The 16,570-nt window shown below is 63.4% G+C and carries 18 protein-coding genes; 12 read left to right on the forward strand and 6 right to left on the reverse strand.

Annotated elements, in window-relative coordinates; translation table 11 throughout:
- Positions 1–59: 59 nt before the first annotated feature.
- Both ubiB and coaBC read left to right on the forward strand, forming a co-directional pair.
- Positions 60–1,634: a 2-polyprenylphenol 6-hydroxylase gene (gene ubiB, locus FJW08_RS16760; RefSeq protein ID WP_140811532.1), complete on the forward strand. Its 1,575-nt coding sequence runs from the start codon at positions 60–62 to the stop codon at positions 1,632–1,634.
- A 90-nt stretch (positions 1,635–1,724) separates the two neighbouring features.
- Positions 1,725–3,197: a bifunctional phosphopantothenoylcysteine decarboxylase/phosphopantothenate--cysteine ligase CoaBC gene (coaBC, locus tag FJW08_RS16765; RefSeq protein WP_210241197.1), complete on the forward strand. Its 1,473-nt coding sequence runs from the start codon at positions 1,725–1,727 to the stop codon at positions 3,195–3,197.
- Between the two features lie 161 nt (positions 3,198–3,358).
- On the opposite strand, the gene FJW08_RS16770 is transcribed toward coaBC, so the two are convergent.
- Together FJW08_RS16770 and FJW08_RS16775 are read right to left on the reverse strand one after the other, a co-directional pair.
- Positions 3,359–3,940, reverse strand: a complete 582-nt coding sequence (locus tag FJW08_RS16770) for an invasion associated locus B family protein (protein WP_140756230.1) — start codon at positions 3,938–3,940, stop codon at positions 3,359–3,361.
- A 36-nt stretch (positions 3,941–3,976) separates the two neighbouring features.
- Positions 3,977–4,387, reverse strand: coding sequence for a hypothetical protein (locus FJW08_RS16775; protein WP_246682399.1), 411 nt, complete (start codon positions 4,385–4,387; stop codon positions 3,977–3,979).
- Between the two features lie 221 nt (positions 4,388–4,608).
- Between FJW08_RS16775 and FJW08_RS16780 the strand changes: the two genes are divergently transcribed.
- Both FJW08_RS16780 and FJW08_RS16785 read left to right on the forward strand, forming a co-directional pair.
- Positions 4,609–4,890, forward strand: a complete 282-nt coding sequence (locus FJW08_RS16780) for a hypothetical protein (protein ID WP_224597271.1) — start codon at positions 4,609–4,611, stop codon at positions 4,888–4,890.
- Between the two features lie 128 nt (positions 4,891–5,018).
- Positions 5,019–5,495: an NUDIX hydrolase gene (locus tag FJW08_RS16785; RefSeq protein WP_140811534.1), complete on the forward strand. Its 477-nt coding sequence runs from the start codon at positions 5,019–5,021 to the stop codon at positions 5,493–5,495.
- A gap of 196 nt (positions 5,496–5,691) precedes the next feature.
- Here FJW08_RS16785 and FJW08_RS16790 read toward each other — a convergent pair whose 3' ends face one another.
- A complete protein-coding gene (locus FJW08_RS16790) occupies positions 5,692–6,231 on the reverse strand; it encodes a GNAT family N-acetyltransferase (protein WP_140756490.1) in 540 nt (179 codons plus the stop codon).
- A 230-nt stretch (positions 6,232–6,461) separates the two neighbouring features.
- Between FJW08_RS16790 and FJW08_RS16795 the strand changes: the two genes are divergently transcribed.
- Entirely contained in the window at positions 6,462–6,917 is a 456-nt protein-coding gene (locus FJW08_RS16795; protein WP_140811535.1) for a DUF2214 family protein, read from the forward strand.
- On the opposite strand, the gene nth is transcribed toward FJW08_RS16795, so the two are convergent.
- A complete protein-coding gene (gene nth, locus FJW08_RS16800; RefSeq protein ID WP_140811536.1) occupies positions 6,905–7,717 on the reverse strand; it encodes an endonuclease III in 813 nt (270 codons plus the stop codon). The two genes, FJW08_RS16795 and nth, sit on opposite strands and share 13 nt — an antisense overlap.
- A gap of 22 nt (positions 7,718–7,739) precedes the next feature.
- Between nth and FJW08_RS16805 the strand changes: the two genes are divergently transcribed.
- Positions 7,740–8,234, forward strand: coding sequence for a DUF2244 domain-containing protein (locus FJW08_RS16805; protein ID WP_140756239.1), 495 nt, complete (start codon positions 7,740–7,742; stop codon positions 8,232–8,234).
- A 35-nt stretch (positions 8,235–8,269) separates the two neighbouring features.
- On the opposite strand, the gene FJW08_RS16810 is transcribed toward FJW08_RS16805, so the two are convergent.
- Positions 8,270–9,085, reverse strand: coding sequence for a class I SAM-dependent methyltransferase (locus FJW08_RS16810; protein ID WP_140811537.1), 816 nt, complete (start codon positions 9,083–9,085; stop codon positions 8,270–8,272).
- A 115-nt stretch (positions 9,086–9,200) separates the two neighbouring features.
- On the opposite strand from FJW08_RS16810, the gene FJW08_RS16815 reads away from it, so the two are divergent.
- The 6 genes from FJW08_RS16815 (at position 9,201) to FJW08_RS16840 (ending at position 15,327) form a co-directional block, all read left to right on the forward strand.
- Entirely contained in the window at positions 9,201–10,079 is an 879-nt protein-coding gene (locus FJW08_RS16815; protein ID WP_140811538.1) for a bifunctional helix-turn-helix domain-containing protein/methylated-DNA--[protein]-cysteine S-methyltransferase, read from the forward strand.
- A gap of 177 nt (positions 10,080–10,256) precedes the next feature.
- Positions 10,257–11,162: a ribokinase gene (locus FJW08_RS16820; protein WP_140811539.1), complete on the forward strand. Its 906-nt coding sequence runs from the start codon at positions 10,257–10,259 to the stop codon at positions 11,160–11,162.
- Position 11,163: 1 nt separating this feature from the next.
- Complete coding sequence (locus FJW08_RS16825; RefSeq protein ID WP_140811541.1) at positions 11,164–12,606, forward strand: amidase; 1,443 nt, start codon at positions 11,164–11,166, stop codon at positions 12,604–12,606.
- 94 nt (positions 12,607–12,700) lie between these two features.
- Positions 12,701–13,315, forward strand: a complete 615-nt coding sequence (locus tag FJW08_RS16830; RefSeq protein WP_140756249.1) for a LysE family translocator — start codon at positions 12,701–12,703, stop codon at positions 13,313–13,315.
- A gap of 311 nt (positions 13,316–13,626) precedes the next feature.
- Positions 13,627–14,973 carry an IS5 family transposase gene (locus FJW08_RS16835; protein ID WP_140811542.1) on the forward strand — a complete coding sequence of 449 codons (1,347 nt, stop codon included), beginning with the start codon at positions 13,627–13,629 and terminating at the stop codon, positions 14,971–14,973.
- Positions 14,974–14,982: 9 nt separating this feature from the next.
- Positions 14,983–15,327, forward strand: a complete 345-nt coding sequence (locus FJW08_RS16840; RefSeq protein ID WP_140811543.1) for a hypothetical protein — start codon at positions 14,983–14,985, stop codon at positions 15,325–15,327.
- A gap of 45 nt (positions 15,328–15,372) precedes the next feature.
- Here FJW08_RS16840 and FJW08_RS16845 read toward each other — a convergent pair whose 3' ends face one another.
- Positions 15,373–16,317, reverse strand: a complete 945-nt coding sequence (locus tag FJW08_RS16845) for a nucleoside hydrolase (protein ID WP_140811544.1) — start codon at positions 16,315–16,317, stop codon at positions 15,373–15,375.
- Between the last annotated feature and the right edge of the window lie 253 nt (positions 16,318–16,570).

Below are 16,570 nucleotides of genomic sequence, written 5' to 3' on the forward strand. Positions count from 1 at the left end.
ATCTCCAACACGCGACGTGCCTTGCGCCAGTTCGATGAACCGGTGGGGCGGACGCGGCCATGAGCACCGTCAGCGCGGGATTCCGGCTCGTACGGGCCGGTTGGGTGCTGGTGCGCGAGGGCGTCGTCGCTGCCTTGCCCGGCGAGGAACTGTCCGGCCTGCCGAAATTCGGCTGGCGGCTGGCGCGGCTGTTCACCCGCCGCCGCGCGCTCGCCTATGAGCGCAGCGACCGGCTGGCCAAGGCAGTGGTCCGGCTCGGCCCGTCCTACGTCAAGCTTGGCCAGTTCCTGGCGACGCGGCCCGATGTCGTCGGCAACGACATGGCGCTCGATCTCGCCATGCTGCAGGACAAGATGCATACCTTCCCAACGGCCGAGGCGGTCGCGGCGATCGAAGCCTCGCTCGGGCGCAAGGTGGGCGATCTCTACGCGCGGTTCGGCGATCCCGTCGCGGCTGCCTCCATCGCCCAGGTGCATACCGCCGACACCATGCATGATGGCGTGGCCACCCAGGTGGCGGTGAAGGTGATCCGGCCGGGCGTTCGCCGCCGCTTCTTCCACGATCTCGAAAGCTATTTTCTCGCCGCCCGCCTGCAGGAGAAATACATCCCTTCCTCGCGCCGGCTGCGGCCGATCGAGGTGACCGAGACGCTGGCCCAGACCACCAAGATCGAGATGGACCTGCGTCTTGAGGCGGCGGCACTCTCCGAACTCGGCGAGAACACCAGGGATGACCCCGGCTTCCGTGTCCCAACCGTCGACTGGGAACGCACCGGCCGCGACGTGCTGACCATGGAATGGGTCGATGGCGTCAAGATGAACGACATCGCCAGCCTGCAAAGCGCCGGCCATGACCTGAAGGCGATCGCCGCCAATCTCATCCAGTCCTTCCTGCGCCATACGCTGCGCGATGGCTTCTTCCACGCCGACATGCATCCGGGCAATTTGTTCGTCGAGGCAAACGGCACCATCGTCGCCGTGGATCTCGGCATTGCCGGACGCCTCGGCAAGAAGGAGCGCCGCTTCCTCGCCGAGATCCTCTACGGCTTCATCACACGCGACTATCTGCGCGTCGCAGAGGTGCATTTCGAAGCCGGCTATGTGCCGCGCCAGCACAATGTCTCTGCCTTCGCGCAGGCGATCCGTGCCATCGGCGAGCCGATCCACGGCCAGCCCGCCGAAACCATTTCGATGGCCAAGCTTCTGACGTTGCTGTTCGAGGTGACCGAACTGTTCGACATGGCGACGCGGCCTGAACTCATCCTGCTGCAGAAGACGATGGTGGTTGTCGAGGGCGTGGCGCGCACGCTCGATCCGGCCTTCAACATGTGGAAGACAGCCGAGCCGGTGGTCAGTGGCTGGATAGCCGGGAATCTCGGGCCGCGCGGCTTGCTGACCGACGCGCGCGACGGCGGCAAGGCGATGCTGGCGCTGATCCGCCAGGCGCCGGAACTCGCGCTCCGTACGGAACGGCTGTCGCGAGAGATCGACCTGATGGCTGAGCACGGCCTGCGCTTCGATGAGGCGACCGCCCGCGCCATAGGTAAGGCCGAGGCGCGCTACAGCCGTTCCGGCCGTGTGGCGTTGTGGGTGATCGCGCTGACGCTGGTCTATGTCGCCTGGAAGACATTTTAGGCCTGCCCTCGGGGCGGGGCCGGCGGCTTGCGGTAATTTGATTGCATTGCTATCATCGCTATCAGGCAGGATGGGGTAGAGTGCAATCATATGGCCAGCATCACGATCCGCAACCTGGATGATGAGGTCAAGGAACAGCTGCGCCGGCTCGCGGCGGAAAACGATCGTTCCATGGAAGAACAGGCGCGGGTGATGATCCGGGCCGCTGTCGACGGTCAGATCGGCCCGGTCGGCCGTCTCGACCAGATCGAGAAAGCCCTCCGCGAACTGGCCGGTTCGCAAGGCGCCCCGACCCCGGCGTCAGCCTTGGCAGGCAACAGCTTGCCCCGAGGCTCACTTTCCAACAGACGCATCCTGCTCATCATCGGCGGCGGCATCGCCGCCTACAAGGCGCTCGACCTGATCCGCCGGTTGCGCGAGCGTGGCGCGGCGGTGCGGGTGGTCATGACGTCGGCGGCGCAGGAATTCGTGACGACGCTGTCGGTCGGGGCGCTTTCCGCCGACCATGTCTTCACCGACCTGTTCGACCGCAACGATGAACACGATGTCGGCCACATCAGGCTGTCGCGCGAGGCGGACCTCCTGGTGGTGGCGCCCGCCACCGCCGACCTGATGGCCAAGCTCGCCAATGGCCATGCCAACGATCTGGCCTCGACCGTGCTCATCGCCACCGACAAACCGGTGCTGATGGTCCCGGCGATGAACCCGAAGATGTGGTCGCATCCCGCCACCCGCCGCAACCGCGCGACGTTGAGCAAGGACGGCATCGCCTTCGTCGGCCCCGCCAAGGGTGAAATGGCCGAGAGCAACGAGGCCGGCGAAGGCCGCATGGCCGAACCGCTCGAGATCGTCGCCGCGGTCGAGGCGCTGCTCGATGCCGGCCCCAAGCCGCTGGCGGGGCGCAAGATCATCGTCACGTCAGGCCCGACGCACGAGCCGATCGATCCCGTGCGCTATATCGCCAACCGGTCCTCCGGCAAGCAGGGCCACGCCATTGCCGCGGCACTGGCAAGGCTTGGCGCCGATGTCCGCCTTGTCTCGGGTCCCGTGAGCATTGCCGACCCAGCCGGTGTGAAAACCATCCATGTCGAGCGAGCGCAGGAAATGCGCGACGCGGTGGAACAGCTGCTGCCCGCCGACGCCGCGGTGTTCGTCGCCGCCGTTGCCGACTGGCGCACCGAGAATTCAGCCGGTGAGAAGATCAAGAAGGTCGCGGGCGAAGGCCCGCCGGTGCTGCGCATGCTCGAAAACCCCGACATCCTAGCGGGCATTGGCCACCACGAGCAGCGACCCGGCCTGGTCGTCGGCTTTGCAGCCGAGACGCAGGATCTCTTGCACAACGCCGAGGCCAAGCTCGCGAAGAAAGGTGCCGATCTCATCGTCGCCAACGATGTGTCGCAGACCAGCGGCATCGGTCCTTCAGGCGTGATGGGCGGCGATCGCAACCGGGTGCGGATCGTGTCGAAGTCCGGCGTCGAGGAATGGCCTGAAATGACCAAGGACGAGGTGGCGGCGCGGCTCGCCGCGCTCATCGCCGAGCGGTTGAAGACGATCGTTGTCTGACAAGTGTTGACGGAAGCCGCCGACATCCCGTCGCTCGCGGTGAGCTAGAGCAATTCCAGGAAAAGTGCGTAGCGGTTTTCCGTCCGGAATTGCGTGAAAACAAATAGTTAATAGTTAGAGCGGTCCAGCGATTCTATCAAACGCTGAACCGCTCTAAGCCGTCAATTGGCCAAAAGCTCCGCCGTGCGGGCAAGCGCCCCGCCGAAGCCGTTGAGCGGAATGGAAAAGCTTACGACTTGCCCGGTATCGGCCGCGAACGCGTCGATCTTCAGCGTGGTGCCGTTCTTCAGCAGCGGCGTGACATTGGCATCGAACGCCACCGGCACCAGGCAGCCGACCACCTGGCAGGTGTTGAATGGAAGGCTGCCGTCGAGCTTCTGGTCGTCTATGGTCAGCGCGACACCCTTGGCAAGCGCCAGGCCGAACGGCAGGGCAAGGGTTCCGCTCGCATCCTCGCCGGTCTTGCTCGACAGTTCGATCGCCAGCAGTCGCTGGTTGCTTTGCTTGTTGAATTGCTGATGCGACAGGCTGCAGACCTTGTTCGTGCCCGATATCTGGCAATTGACCGTCCAGTCGCCATGGGTTTCGGACAAGGCCGATGCACCGCCGGGCAGCTGCGGCGCGGCGACTGCGGCGGGCGGTGTTGCCGCCACCTTGTCGCTCTTGGTTTGCGCCGCCATGGCCGGCAGGCCGGCGATACAGGCAGCACCCAGCACTGCTGCGAAATACGCGTATTTCCTCATCAAGATCTCTCTCGCCCGGCCCGGCCCTGAGCCAGCCTAGAAACTGACCTTGAGAGACGCGCTGACTGCATTCTGTTTGACCGTTTCCCCGAAGGCGCCATTATACCTGACGGACATGCCGACACCATTGACGCCATTCAACTCGAGGCCGGCGCCGGCCCGATAGAGCGGCGAATCGATCGCTTCCGTCAAGTGCAATGCCGGGTTGCCGGGCAGATTCTCCGCAGCCGCAAAGCGGCCTTCGATCTCCCACTGCTTGGTGGAAAACTCCACCCCGGCCTTTCCATAGAGGCGAAGACTGGCAATATCGCTGAGTGCGATGTCGGTTCCGATTTCGAGCGCCGGCGTCGCCGCATAGAAGGTGTCTGCCGATCCATCGAAGTTGAAACCGGCAACCGACCCTTCTTCCTTTCCGGAAACACGCAGCCAGCGCGCGTCGAACTGCAAGGTCGGCTGCAGGTAGAACGCGCCCATCTGTTGCGTGAAGCCAAGCCTTGCACGCACCTGTCAGCGCCAGGGCGTCGCGATCTGGTTGTTGAGGTCCACGTCGCGGTTGGAGTGAGGGCGGTCAACATTCCCGCCATGGCATCGCCGGACAAACACCCTATATATCTGGTGTGATGAGATTTTTTTGCAGGAATGAGCGGATGTACACGCGTCGTTCGCCGATGATTTTCGTACTGGCAATGCTGGCTGGTGCCGCCGGCATTACGTCGCCCGCTTCCGCGCAGGTGCTCAATCCAGCCGTCAGAAACAATATGCTCATCCAGCAAGATGATCTGCAAGCCTTGCAGAACCGGATTCAGCGGCAGCAATTTCAGCAGCAGCAACAGCAATATCGTGCCCAGGATCGCGTCATCGTCCAGCAGCCTCCGCCTGTCGTTCCGCAGGTCAGGCCGAGCTGCCAGATGCAGATAATCGGCAATACCGCCGTCAGCACCTGCCGCTGACAGCCGGGCAACCTTCTTTTATTTAGCCGACTTACATGATAGGGCACTTTGGGTGCCCCTGCGGTAGTTTGGATTTTGCAAAGGCGTCGCATCACGCTAAGGGGCATTACAGCGACTGGATTGTTGAGATGGCAGCCACCAAGAAAAAGGCCGTACGCCAGGCCGAGAATGGCCAAAGGATCCGCCAGGTGGCGGCGATTCCCTTTCGGCTGAACACTCACGGTGACATCGAGGTGATGCTGGTCACATCGAGAACGACGAGACGCTTCATCGTGCCCAAGGGGTGGCCTATGAAAGGCAAGAACGGGCGCAAGGCAGCCACCATCGAGGCGCTGGAGGAAGCCGGCGTGGTTGGCAAGACGCTGAAGCAGCCGGCGGGCACGTATTCCTACTGGAAACGCTTGGCCAACCGCTTTGTCCGCGTCGACGTCGTCGTGTTTCTGCTGGAAGTGACGGAAGAGCTTGCCGACTGGCAGGAAGCCAAACGGCGGCAGCGGGCTTGGCTGGCGCCGGTCGACGCCGCGATGCTCATCGACGAGCCCGATCTCGCGACGCTGGTGAACACCTTGAAGCTTCCCGGACCTGCGCCGCTCGAGCAGGCATAAGCCCGTCGATGCGGCTTTCCTGCAACGTGTGAAAGCGCCCGAGCCTCGCGGCGGAGACTCTGCCTTAGCTCCCGCGGCTCTTGAAAAGGGCCGCTAAATTTCGAAGTCCTCGTTCAGGCGCTGGTCGCCAGCCCGAGCCTCCATACGCTTTCGGCGGTTCGCGCCTATGTCGGCGGCGAAAGGGGCTAGAACTGCCTCAGGACAGCCGCTCCAGCAGGATTGTCGGGGCGTCGTGATAGACGGTTCGCACCGCTTCCCGGTAGCCGCATTTCGTTGCGACGTTCAAGGAGGCGGTGTTCTCGGGATCGATGATGCAGACGGTTCTGACAGACCCGAACGTCTCTTCGCCCCATGCCAGGACGCGGCCGACGACCTCGGAGGCAAGACCCGCCCCGTGCGCGGCCGCCGCCAGCGCCCATCCGGCCTCCGGAATGCCTTCAATCGACGGCTGCATCTCACGCTTCAGATCATGAAAACCGGCTTCACCGATAAAATGGCCGGTGGCCTTTTCTTCGATGGCCCAGAATCCGTAGCCCAGCAGCGACCACAGGCCTGCGTGACGCAGGAAGCGCATCCAGCTTTCTTCGCGTGTGCGGGGCTTGCCGCCGATGAAACGGGTGACGACTGGATCAGCCCACATCGCGGCATAGGCATCGAAATCACCGAGCCGGTGTGCCCGCAGAATGGTTCGCGGCGTCTCGATGACCGGAGCGATGGTCGCTTGCGTCGTGTTCATTGCATTTTGCCTCGCGTTACGGCCTGCGGTTAGCAAATCGCCGGCGCGGTGCAAGAGCCAGGGAACCAGGAACCGTCATCCAGGACAAAGCCGCAACGTCCGGCAGCCTTGATGACATCCGGGCCGCGCTATGGGATTTTCGCGCGGCGGTGTTATTTTCGACATGGGCTGATTCAGCGCGTCCCATTCATTCAGGCGCCGGCCGGTGCCGCCGATCCAAGGAAAACCACATGGACACCACCGACCTCGTGCTCGCCATCCTCCACCATGTGCTGGTGTTCTCGCTGGCCGGGATCATCGGCGCCGAATTCGTGCTGATCCGTGGCGATATGCCGGCCGCCACGCTCAAGCGGCTCGCCGGCATCGACCGCCACTACGGCATCATCGCCGCGCTCATCATCATCGTCGGCATCGGCCGTGTCGTCTGGGGCCTCAAGGGTTGGGAGTTCTACGTCCACAACTGGGTGTTCTGGGCCAAGATGGCGGCGTTCGGCATCGTCGGCCTGCTGTCGATCGTCCCGACCGTCCGTTTCATTTCCTGGAACAGGCAGGCCAGCGCCAATCCTTCCTTCGGCGCGCCCTCGGGCGAACTGGCCTCGGTAAAGACGTTTATCCGCGCCGAGGCGTTCGTATTCCTGCTGATCCCGGTCTTCGCGGCGGCGATGGCGCGTGGCTACGGCACCTGATCTTCTGCAACCAAGGTTTCGAGCGGGGCGATCGGCACCAGCGGTGCCGGAATGCTGGTCGTCTTCACCTCCGCCTTGCAGATATCGGCGATGACGCAGGCCGGGCAATCCGGCTTGCGCGCCTTGCAGACATAGCGGCCATGCAGGATCAGCCAGTGATGCGCATGGCGCATATATTCGTCCGGGATGATCTCCAAAAGTCCCTGCTCGACCTGTTCCGGGGTCTTGCCAGGCGCCAGGCCAAGTCGGTTGCCGATGCGCAAAATGTGGGTGTCGACCGCCATCGTATGCTGGCCGAAGGCCATGTTGAGCACGACATTGGCGGTCTTGCGCCCGACACCAGGCAGCTTGACCAGCTCATCGCGGTCATCCGGCACCTCGCCGCCATGGTCGCGGATCAACGCCTCCGATAGTGCCATGACGTTCTTGGCCTTGTTGCGCCAGAGCCCGATGGTCCTGATGTAGTCGCCGACCTTGGCTTCACCCAGCGCCAGCATCTTTTGCGGCGTATCGGCGGCCTTGAACAAGGCACGCGTCGCCTTGTTGACGCCGGCATCGGTCGCTTGCGCCGACAGCACCACCGCAACCAGCAGCGTGAAGGGGTTGACGTGTTCGAGCTCGCCTTTCGGCTCCGGCCGCTGCACCGAAAAGCGCCGGAATATTTCATGCACTTCAGCCGGGGTGTAGCGCGAAGTCCGCCGCACGGGCCGTGGACGCGGCTTGGCGTTGGAGCCATCGCGCCGTCCGGGCGGCGGCTCTTTTTCGGACATGGATGATTCTTTGGACTTGGGGCGCGCCATTTCCCTCCTATAATAGTCTGTCATGAGCGATACAAACGCCTCGTTCCAGGCTGACGAGCCCTTCTTTCACGCATTGCTGACCCCACATCGGTCGCTGGGCAGGACGGGCTTCGTGATCCTGATGGGCGCGCTGCTTTTCGGCTGGCTGGTGACGGGTGCGTTTTTCCTGTCGCGTGGCGCCTGGCCGGTGTTCGGCTTCTTCGGCCTCGACGTGGTTGCAGTCTATATCGCCTTCCGCGTCAATTATCGGGCTGCCCGCGCCCGCGAGGAAGTGTCGGTCTCGCGCACCAGCCTCGATATCCGCAAGACGGCCCCTTCGGGAAAGTCGGAAGCGCATCGCTTCAATCCGTTCTGGGCACGGTTTTCGGTCGCGCGTCACGCCGAGATCGGCATCACCGGAATGACCGTGGAAGCACAGGGGCAGAACGTGCCGATCGGCGGCTTCCTCGACCCCGATTCCCGCGAGAGCTTTGCCACCGCCTTCTCGCGCGCGCTGGCGACCGCCAAGGCGCGCTAGAAGCAACTCCAGCAAAAGTGTGAAGCGGTTTTCCGTCAGAAGCGATAACGCAGCAGCCTGCCGATCTTGCGCAGCGCCGGAATGTACTTCCAGAGGCGGACGAACAGCTTGGCGGACCAGCCCATGCGAGCAGCGTGCTCAGGCTTATAGGCTGAGATATCCTCGACAAAGCGCAGCTTCGGAATCGCCCTTTCCAGCTCGTGCGGGTCGTCGATCGCCCAGTGGACCTCGGCGCCCGTCGCCTTGATGGTCGGGTTGAGCCGAAGCAGCATCAGCCCGAAACGGCTGTAGGCGTCGAACATCAGTTCGCCCCCGGCAAGATGCGAGACAAGCCGTGAAAGCAGGCGCAGCCCTTCGTCCGCCGGGAGATAGGGCGTCAGCCCTTCCGCCACCACGATGGCCGGGCGGTTGCTGGGTACGTCAGCCAACCAGCCGGGCTCGGTCACCGACGAAGCGATGACGTGGTAATGGTCGCGCAACGGGTAGAGCTTGCGCCTGAGTCCGATCACCTCGGGATAGTCGACATCGAACCAGTCCACTCCCGGTGAGGGATCGACCCGGAAGATGCGGGTATCAAGCCCGCAACCCAGATGCAGCACGATGGCGCCAGGATTTCTGGCCAGGAAATCCTTGACACGGACGTCCAATGTCTTGGCTCGGATCGCCAGGCCGATGCCGAGATTCTCGTCGACCTTGAGCCTGGCGAAATCATAGTCGATCTTGCGCACTGCCGCGTCCGCGAAATGATCCCCAAGCAGCGAATCCGGCATCCGGCTCTCCAGCGCCTTGCCGTAGAGCGTCATGAGCAAGGTCTCTTTCGCCCCCGTCAAATGTACTTTTTCGCCGGCCATCAGCGGCTCCCTGGCTCGAATCCCGAGTCTATCTGGACAAGTGCTGCAAGAAGGCAAGTTTCGGGTGGCGATCGGCGCCCCAAGGGGCGATATTCCAGCCCAAGGAGACAGGTCCATGAGCACACACACGGCAGTCCTCGAGAAGGACATCACGCCCGAAGGCAGCGACTACGAAATCGTGCGCCGCGCCATCGAGAAGATCAGCCTCGACTATCGCGACCAGCCATCGCTGGAGGAACTCGCCGAAGAGGTCGGCGAGACGCCGACCGGCTTGCAAAAACTCTTCACCCGCTGGGCCGGCCTGTCGCCCAAGGCCTTTCTGCAGGCGGTGACGCTGGATCATGCGCGCAAGCTGCTCGATTCCGGCATGCCGCTGCTCGAAACCTCATTCGAACTGGGCATGTCCGGCCCCGGCCGACTGCACGACCTGTTCGTCACTCATGAGGCGATGTCGCCGGGCGACTACAAGACGCGCGGTGCTGGCCTCACCATCCGCTACGGCTATCATCCCTCTCCCTTCGGCACCGCCCTGATCATGGCCACGGACCGCGGGCTTGCCGGCCTCGCCTTCTGCGACGCCGGCGAGGAGCGCGCCGCCTTCGCCGACATGTCCAGCCGCTGGCCCAACGCCCTCTATGTCGAGGACAGGGAAGCGACAGGCCCCTATGCCGCGCGCATCTTCGAGCCGACGCTGTGGCGCGCCGACCAGCCGCTGCACGTCGTCATGATCGGCACCGATTTCCAGGTCCGCGTCTGGGAAGCCTTGTTGCGGATCCCGATGGGCAAGGCCCGCACCTATTCCTCGATCGCCGCCAGCATCGGCGCGCCGAGCGCCAGCCGGGCGGTCGGCGCCGCCAACGGCGCCAACCCGCTCTCTTTCGTGGTGCCTTGCCACCGCGCCATCGGCAAATCAGGCGATCTCACTGGCTATCACTGGGGCCTGACCCGCAAGCGCGCCATCCTGGGCTGGGAAGCGGGACAGATTTCGTCCTGAAGGACACTGATACTGCAACACCGGCGAAGCCTTTCGCGGATGCCTTATCTACTGACAAACGATATTACCCTGCTGATCTGCAAATGGCGCAGCACGTTGGCGCCTGCCATAACAGCATCCTCTGGAAAGCCATGATCTTACAGGATAGCTTCCGGCGCATTCAGCAGGAGGCATTCTTTGATTATCGTAGTCGGCTCGATCAACCTCGACCTTATCGCCAATGTCGACCGCTTGCCGAGCCCCGGTGAGACGGTGAGCGGTTCCGGTTTCACGACGGCGCCCGGCGGCAAGGGCGCCAACCAGGCGCTCGCCGCCGCACGTGCCGGCGCTCAGGTGCGCATGATCGGCGCCGTCGGCAAGGACACTTTCGCAGCCGAAGCGCTGGCGTTGCTGCGCGAGGCCAAGGTCGACCTGTCAGGCGTGGGAGAAACCTTTGCCTCGACCGGCACGGCGCTGATCATGGTCGGCGACGACGGCGAGAACATCATCGCCGTGGTTCCCGGCGCCAATGCTTCCGTGGTGCCCGGCGACCTCTCCAAGGCTTTTCTGAAAAAGGGCGACGTCGTGCTGCTGCAGCATGAGATTCCGCTCGCGACGATCGATGCGGCACTCGACCAGGCAAGGACGGCCGGCGCGGTCACGGTGCTCAACACGGCCCCGTTCCACGCCGAAGCGGCCGACTTCCTCGGCAAGGCTGACTACGTCGTCGCCAACGAGACCGAGTTCGACCTCTATGGTGAAGCGCTGGCTTTGAAGGGTCGCGATCGTGCGGCGCGCATGCGCGATTTTGCGAGGAAAACCGGACGCGCCATCGTCGTCACGCTTGGCGGCGAAGGCGTGATGGCGGCGACGCCGAGCGATTTCCTGACCGTTCCCGCGTTGAAGATCACGCCGGTCGACACGGTCGGGGCCGGCGACACTTTCTGCGGCTATTTCGCGGCCGGCCTGGCGTCGGGCTTCACGCTCGAACAGGCACTGGCGCGAGCCGGCGCCGCCGGCTCGCTGGCCTGCCTCAAGCCCGGCGCCCAGCCGGCGATCCCGCTGGCGAAAGACGTCGACCAGGCCTTGCAGGAAACCCGTTGAAATGATGCGCCCCCGCACCAGACATGCCGTACCCGCGGCCAGCGAGATCTGCCGCCTGTCGGCTGTCGAACTCGCCGACGCGATCCGCCGAAAGAAGCTCTCCGTACGCGAGGTGGTGACGGCGTTCCTCGATCGCATCGATGCGGTCAATCCGCAGGTCAACGCCATCGTCTCGTTGCGCGACCGCGCCGACATCCTGCGCGAGGCCGACGCCGCCGATGTCAGTCGGACGGACGGAACCGGCTCCCTTTTTGGCCTCCCCATCGCCATCAAGGACCTTGCCTCGACCACCGGCCTCAGGACCTCGTTCGGCTCGCCGATCTTCGCCGATTTCGTACCGCAAGAAGACGATTTCTTCGTCGAACGCATCCGCAAGGCCGGCGCCATCATCATCGGCAAGACCAACGTTCCCGAATTCGGGCTGGGCTCCAACACCTACAACAACGTGTTCGGACCGACGCTGAACGCTTTCGATCCGGCGCTCACCGCCGGCGGCTCGAGCGGCGGTGCGGCGGTGGCGCTGGCACTGGACATGGTGCCCATCGCCGACGGCAGCGATTTCGGCGGCTCGCTGCGCAACCCGGCGGCCTGGAACAATGTCTACGGCTTTCGGCCATCGCAGGGGCTCGTGCCCAGCGGTCCCGACTTGGAGGTCTTCCACGCGCAGATGGGCGTCGAGGGGCCGATGGGCCGCAACGTCGCCGACATGGCGCTGTTGCTCGACGTGCAGGCCGGTTACCATCCGCAGGCACCCCTATCCTATGAGAAGCAAGGCTCCTTCCTCGAAGGACTCGCGGCGGCGGCCGGCGGCCGCATCGCCTGGCTCGGCGACCTCGGCGGCCATCTGCCGATTGAACCCGGCATCCTCGATCTGTGCGAGGCAGCACTCAACCGATTCGCGGATGCCTCCTTCCTGACGGAGCCGCTGTTGCCGGATTTCGATTTCGAGGCACTCTGGCAGGCCTTCGTGACGCTGCGCCAGGCCAGCAGCGGCTGCGCCCTCAAAGTGCACTATGACGATCCTGCCAGGCGCGGCCTGCTGAAGCCGGAAGCCGTCTGGGAGGTGGAGAACGCCATGCGGCTGACGGCGCCGCAAATCCGCGCGGCCTCGGTCGTCCGCACCTCCTGGCACCGGGCGCTGCTGTCGATCTTCGACCGCTTCGACCTCATTGCGCTGCCGACCGCGCAGGTCTTTCCCTTCGAGGTCGGCATTCATTGGCCCCGCGAGGTCGCGGGCCAAGCGATGGATAGCTACCATCGCTGGATGCAGGTTTCAGCCTTTGCCACCTTGGGCGGTTGCCCGGCGGTCAATGTGCCGGTCGGCTTCGACGACAGGGGCGGGCCGATGGGCATGCAGTTGATCGGCCGCCCACGCGGCGATCTCGCCGTGCTGAAGGCCGCGGCCGCCTATGAGACGACGTTGCCCTGGCCGGCCGGCGCCTGAGCCAAGCTTGCCGCGCGCCGGCTTGCGTCGTCCTTGCCGCCATGCATTGATTGTCGTCTGACAGGCCGCGATAGCGGCATTACGAGGGATAATCATGTCGCTGGAACTCTACGCCGCCTATGTTCTTGCCTGTGTCGTCATCATCCTGGTGCCCGGTCCGACGGTCACGCTGATCATCGCAAACAGCATCCGCCACGGAACTCGTGCCGGTCTCGCCAATGTCGCCGGCACGCAGGCCGGGCTCGCCGTCATGATCGCCATCGTCGGCATTGGCCTCAACACGCTGATCTCGGGCATGGGCCACTGGTTCGAGTGGGTCAGGTTGATCGGCGCCGCCTACCTGATCTGGATGGGCGTACAGATGTTCCGCTCGAAGGGCACGCTGAACGCCGACGGAACCGCCCGCAAACCACGCGGTGGCTTCTTCCTGCAGGGCCTGCTGGTGGCGCTCAGCAATCCCAAGACGCTGATCTTCTTCGGCGCCTTCTTCCCGCAGTTCATCGCGCCGCAGGGCAATTATTCGCTGCAGATCGTTGTCATGGGCCTGACCGCCATGATCTTCGCCGCCATGTCGGATTCGACCTACGCGCTCGCCGCCGGCCGCGCCGGTCGCCTGTTGTCGGCCGGCCGCGTCAAGCTCCTGTCGCGGATCAGCGGCAGCTTCATGGTCGGCGGCGGCCTGTGGCTGGCGTTCTCGAAGGCGAAGTAACCATGAAAGCGCCTTCTTCATAAATTTTTGCAGAGACATATTGAAGAATTGTACGCTGCTGCACAACTCTTCAACATGCGCAAATCAAACGTTTCCTTTCGGGATCGCTTGCTTATTTGGCAATACGAATACGTCGCCGGTGAACTATCCGCAAGGCTTTGATCTGGTTTCCTAATCGGTGAGGAATGCGGGAATAGCGTTGCAACATTTGCGGTGTCTGGTTGCCGTTTTCTTGCAATTCGATTTGACGATTCCCTTGTGCGCCGATGCGTGATTCACTCGTTTTGGCGGGCGAATCGAGGGGACGGCGAATGTCCAGGCCACGCGAGAAGCGCGAGACGGGAGAGCAGGACCTGTTCCGCTCCAGGCTCGATCAGATCATCAACATGAAGCACGAGTTGGTGCGGCTGGCGCAGGCGATCGACTGGCCGGTGCTGGGGGAGCGTTTCGGCGCGGTCTATTCGGACGGTCCTGGCATGCCGCCCTTGCCGACGCGACTGATGGCGGGCCTTGCGATCCTGAAGCACACTTTCGACTTGTCGGACGAGGAGCTGTGCGCCCGCTGGGTGGAGAACCCCTACTTCCAGTATCTGTGCGGTGAAGAGTTCTTCCGCCACGAGCTCTCCTTCGAGCGCTCATCGATGACGCGCTGGCGCCAGCGCATGGGCGAGGAGCCGATCACGGCGCTCCTGCAAGAAAGCCTGGCGGTGGCGGTCAAGAGCGGAGCGATGAAGCCGGCCGATACGCGCCGGGTGATCGTCGACACGACCGTGCAGCCGAAGAACGTGATGTTCCCCACCGACGCCAAGCTCGTCAATCGGGCGCGCGAGCGGCTGGTGCGGCTGGCGAAGAAGGCGGGGCTCGATTTGCGCCAGACCTACGTGCGGGTCGGCAAGCTGGCGCTGATCAAGCACCAGCGCTACGCGCACGCCAAGCAGTTCAAACGGGCCAACAAGGCGCTGCGCAAGCTCAAGACCTATCTCGGCCGCACCATTCGCGACATCTCCCGCCGGATCACCGGCCAAACGGACCTCGAGGCGAGCTTCAAGTGGCCGCTCTACCAGGCCTCGGCGGTTCTGGAGCAACGTCAGCGCCAGCGCGGCCGCAAAATCTACAGCCTGCACGCCCATGAGGTCGAGTGCATCGGCAAGGGCAAGGCGCATGCCCCTTACGAGTTCGGCGTCAAGGTCTCGATCGCCACGACGCTCGAACGCTCGAAGGGCGGCCAGTTCGCCCTGCACGCTAAGGCACTGCCCGGCAATCCCTATGACGGCCATACGCTCGCGACCGTTATCCCCGACATGGAAAAGACCATCGGCAACGAAATCGGCCGCATCCTCGCCGACGCCGGATATCGCGGCCACAACGCACCTGAAAGCCACAAGCTCAGGGTCTTCACCGCCGGCCAGAAGCGCCGCGTCACACCTGCCATCAAGCGTCAGATGCGCAGGCGATCGGCAGTCGAACCCGTCATCGGCCACATCAAGGCCGAGCACCGCATGGGCCGCAACTACCTCGCCGGCGAACAGGGCGACGCCATCAACGCCATCCTCGCCGCCGCCGGCTACAACTTCTCGCTCCTGATCAAATGGTTCAGGCTGCTTTTGTGGCTTCTCATCACAGCACTCCAAAGCCGCCCCAGATCCAGCGCAGCCTGACCCACTTCATTGTTCACGGACGACGAATACAGCGACGCCGTGATCGGCGTCGCTTTCTTCTGCGCCTTTGCGCTGATGAAATCCATTGCGATTGTGGGGCTTCAGGCCAATCCGGTCGTCGCAACCCAACGCGTGATGGCCGTGGTCGAATACATCAGAGTGAAGCCTATCAGCCCATACGCCATGGTAGGTCACAATCTATACTACACCTACGATGTGCGCCTTGATGACGACAACACGCGGATATCGATCGACGACGACGTCGAGCGACCGCATCTTATTGGCTCCCTCGTTCCTATTGAACGACAACACCACAAGCACGGCGTCGACACTTATCGATTGCAAAATGGGTGACAACGCGCGCTAGTGACAAGGCTCGCTTGTCGCCTGTCCAAAACGTCAGTTAAGCCGCCCCAGCCTCTCCACCAGCAGTGCGAAAAAGCCGTCATGGTCGATGTCGCGCATCACCATGGCGTTCTTTGCCCGCTTGGTCACGCCCCACCAGTCGATCACGGTCATGCCCATGGTCAGTTCCGAGGCCGTCTCGATGCTGACGTTGCAGTTGCGGCCCTTGAACAGGTCCGGCCTCAACAGGTAGGCGATGACGCAGGGGTCGTGCAACGGCCCGCCGTCGGTGCCGTACTTCTCCTCGTCGTAACGCTCGAAGAATTCGAGCATGTCCGCCGTGGCGATGCCGACCTTGCTGCCAAGCTTGCGGAAGGCCGCGATGCGCTTGGACGTGGTCAGCGCCTTGTGGGTGACGTCGAGCGGCATCATCACGATCGGGATGCCGGACTTGAACACCAGATCGGCGGCCTGTGGATCGACATAGATGTTGAATTCGGCGGTCGGCGTGACGTTGCCGCCTTCGAAGAAGCCGCCGCCCATCAGCACGATTTCCCTGATGCGCGGTCCAATGCGCGGTTCGCGGATCAATGCCAGCGCTATGTTGGTGAGCGGCCCGAGCGGGCAAAGCGTGATGGTGCCGCTCTCCTCCTTCATCAGCGTCTGGACAATGAAATCGACGGCATGCTGCTCCTGCAGGTTCATCGTCGGTTCCGGCAGTTGCGGCCCGTTGAGACCGGTCTTGCCATGCACTTCCTCGGCGGTGACCAGTTCGCGCGCCAGCGGACGGATGGCGCCGGCATAGACCTTGATATCGGGCCGGCCGGCCAGTTCGCAGATCTTGCGGGCGTTCTTTTCGGTCAGTTTCAGCGGCACGTTGCCGGCAACGGCGGTAATGCCGATGATGTCCAGTTCGCTGCTGCCGAGCGCCAACAGAATGGCGACGGCATCGTCCTGGCCGGGATCGGTGTCGATGATGATCTTGCGTGGTTGGGGCATTTCAATTCCTTGTTTGGCTGGCCATCAGCTCACCGGGCCAATCATGCGCCCGAAAGACGCCAACCGGCTGCAAGCCGCCGAACCGCTTGACGGGGAACGGTCCCGGCCTGCGCGCTTCTCCTTGCATCCGCGCGTCGTTTCAAGCGCCATGTCGAATATTCCTGTGAGTCCACGATTGGTCTTTTTGGGCGGGTCTTTTGGTGGCTTGAAGTTCGCCGCGGGGCGGACCATATCAAGGCCATCGGGAAAAATG

This window comes from Mesorhizobium sp. B3-2-1, from assembly GCF_006439515.1.
Lineage (GTDB): Bacteria > Pseudomonadota > Alphaproteobacteria > Rhizobiales > Rhizobiaceae > Mesorhizobium.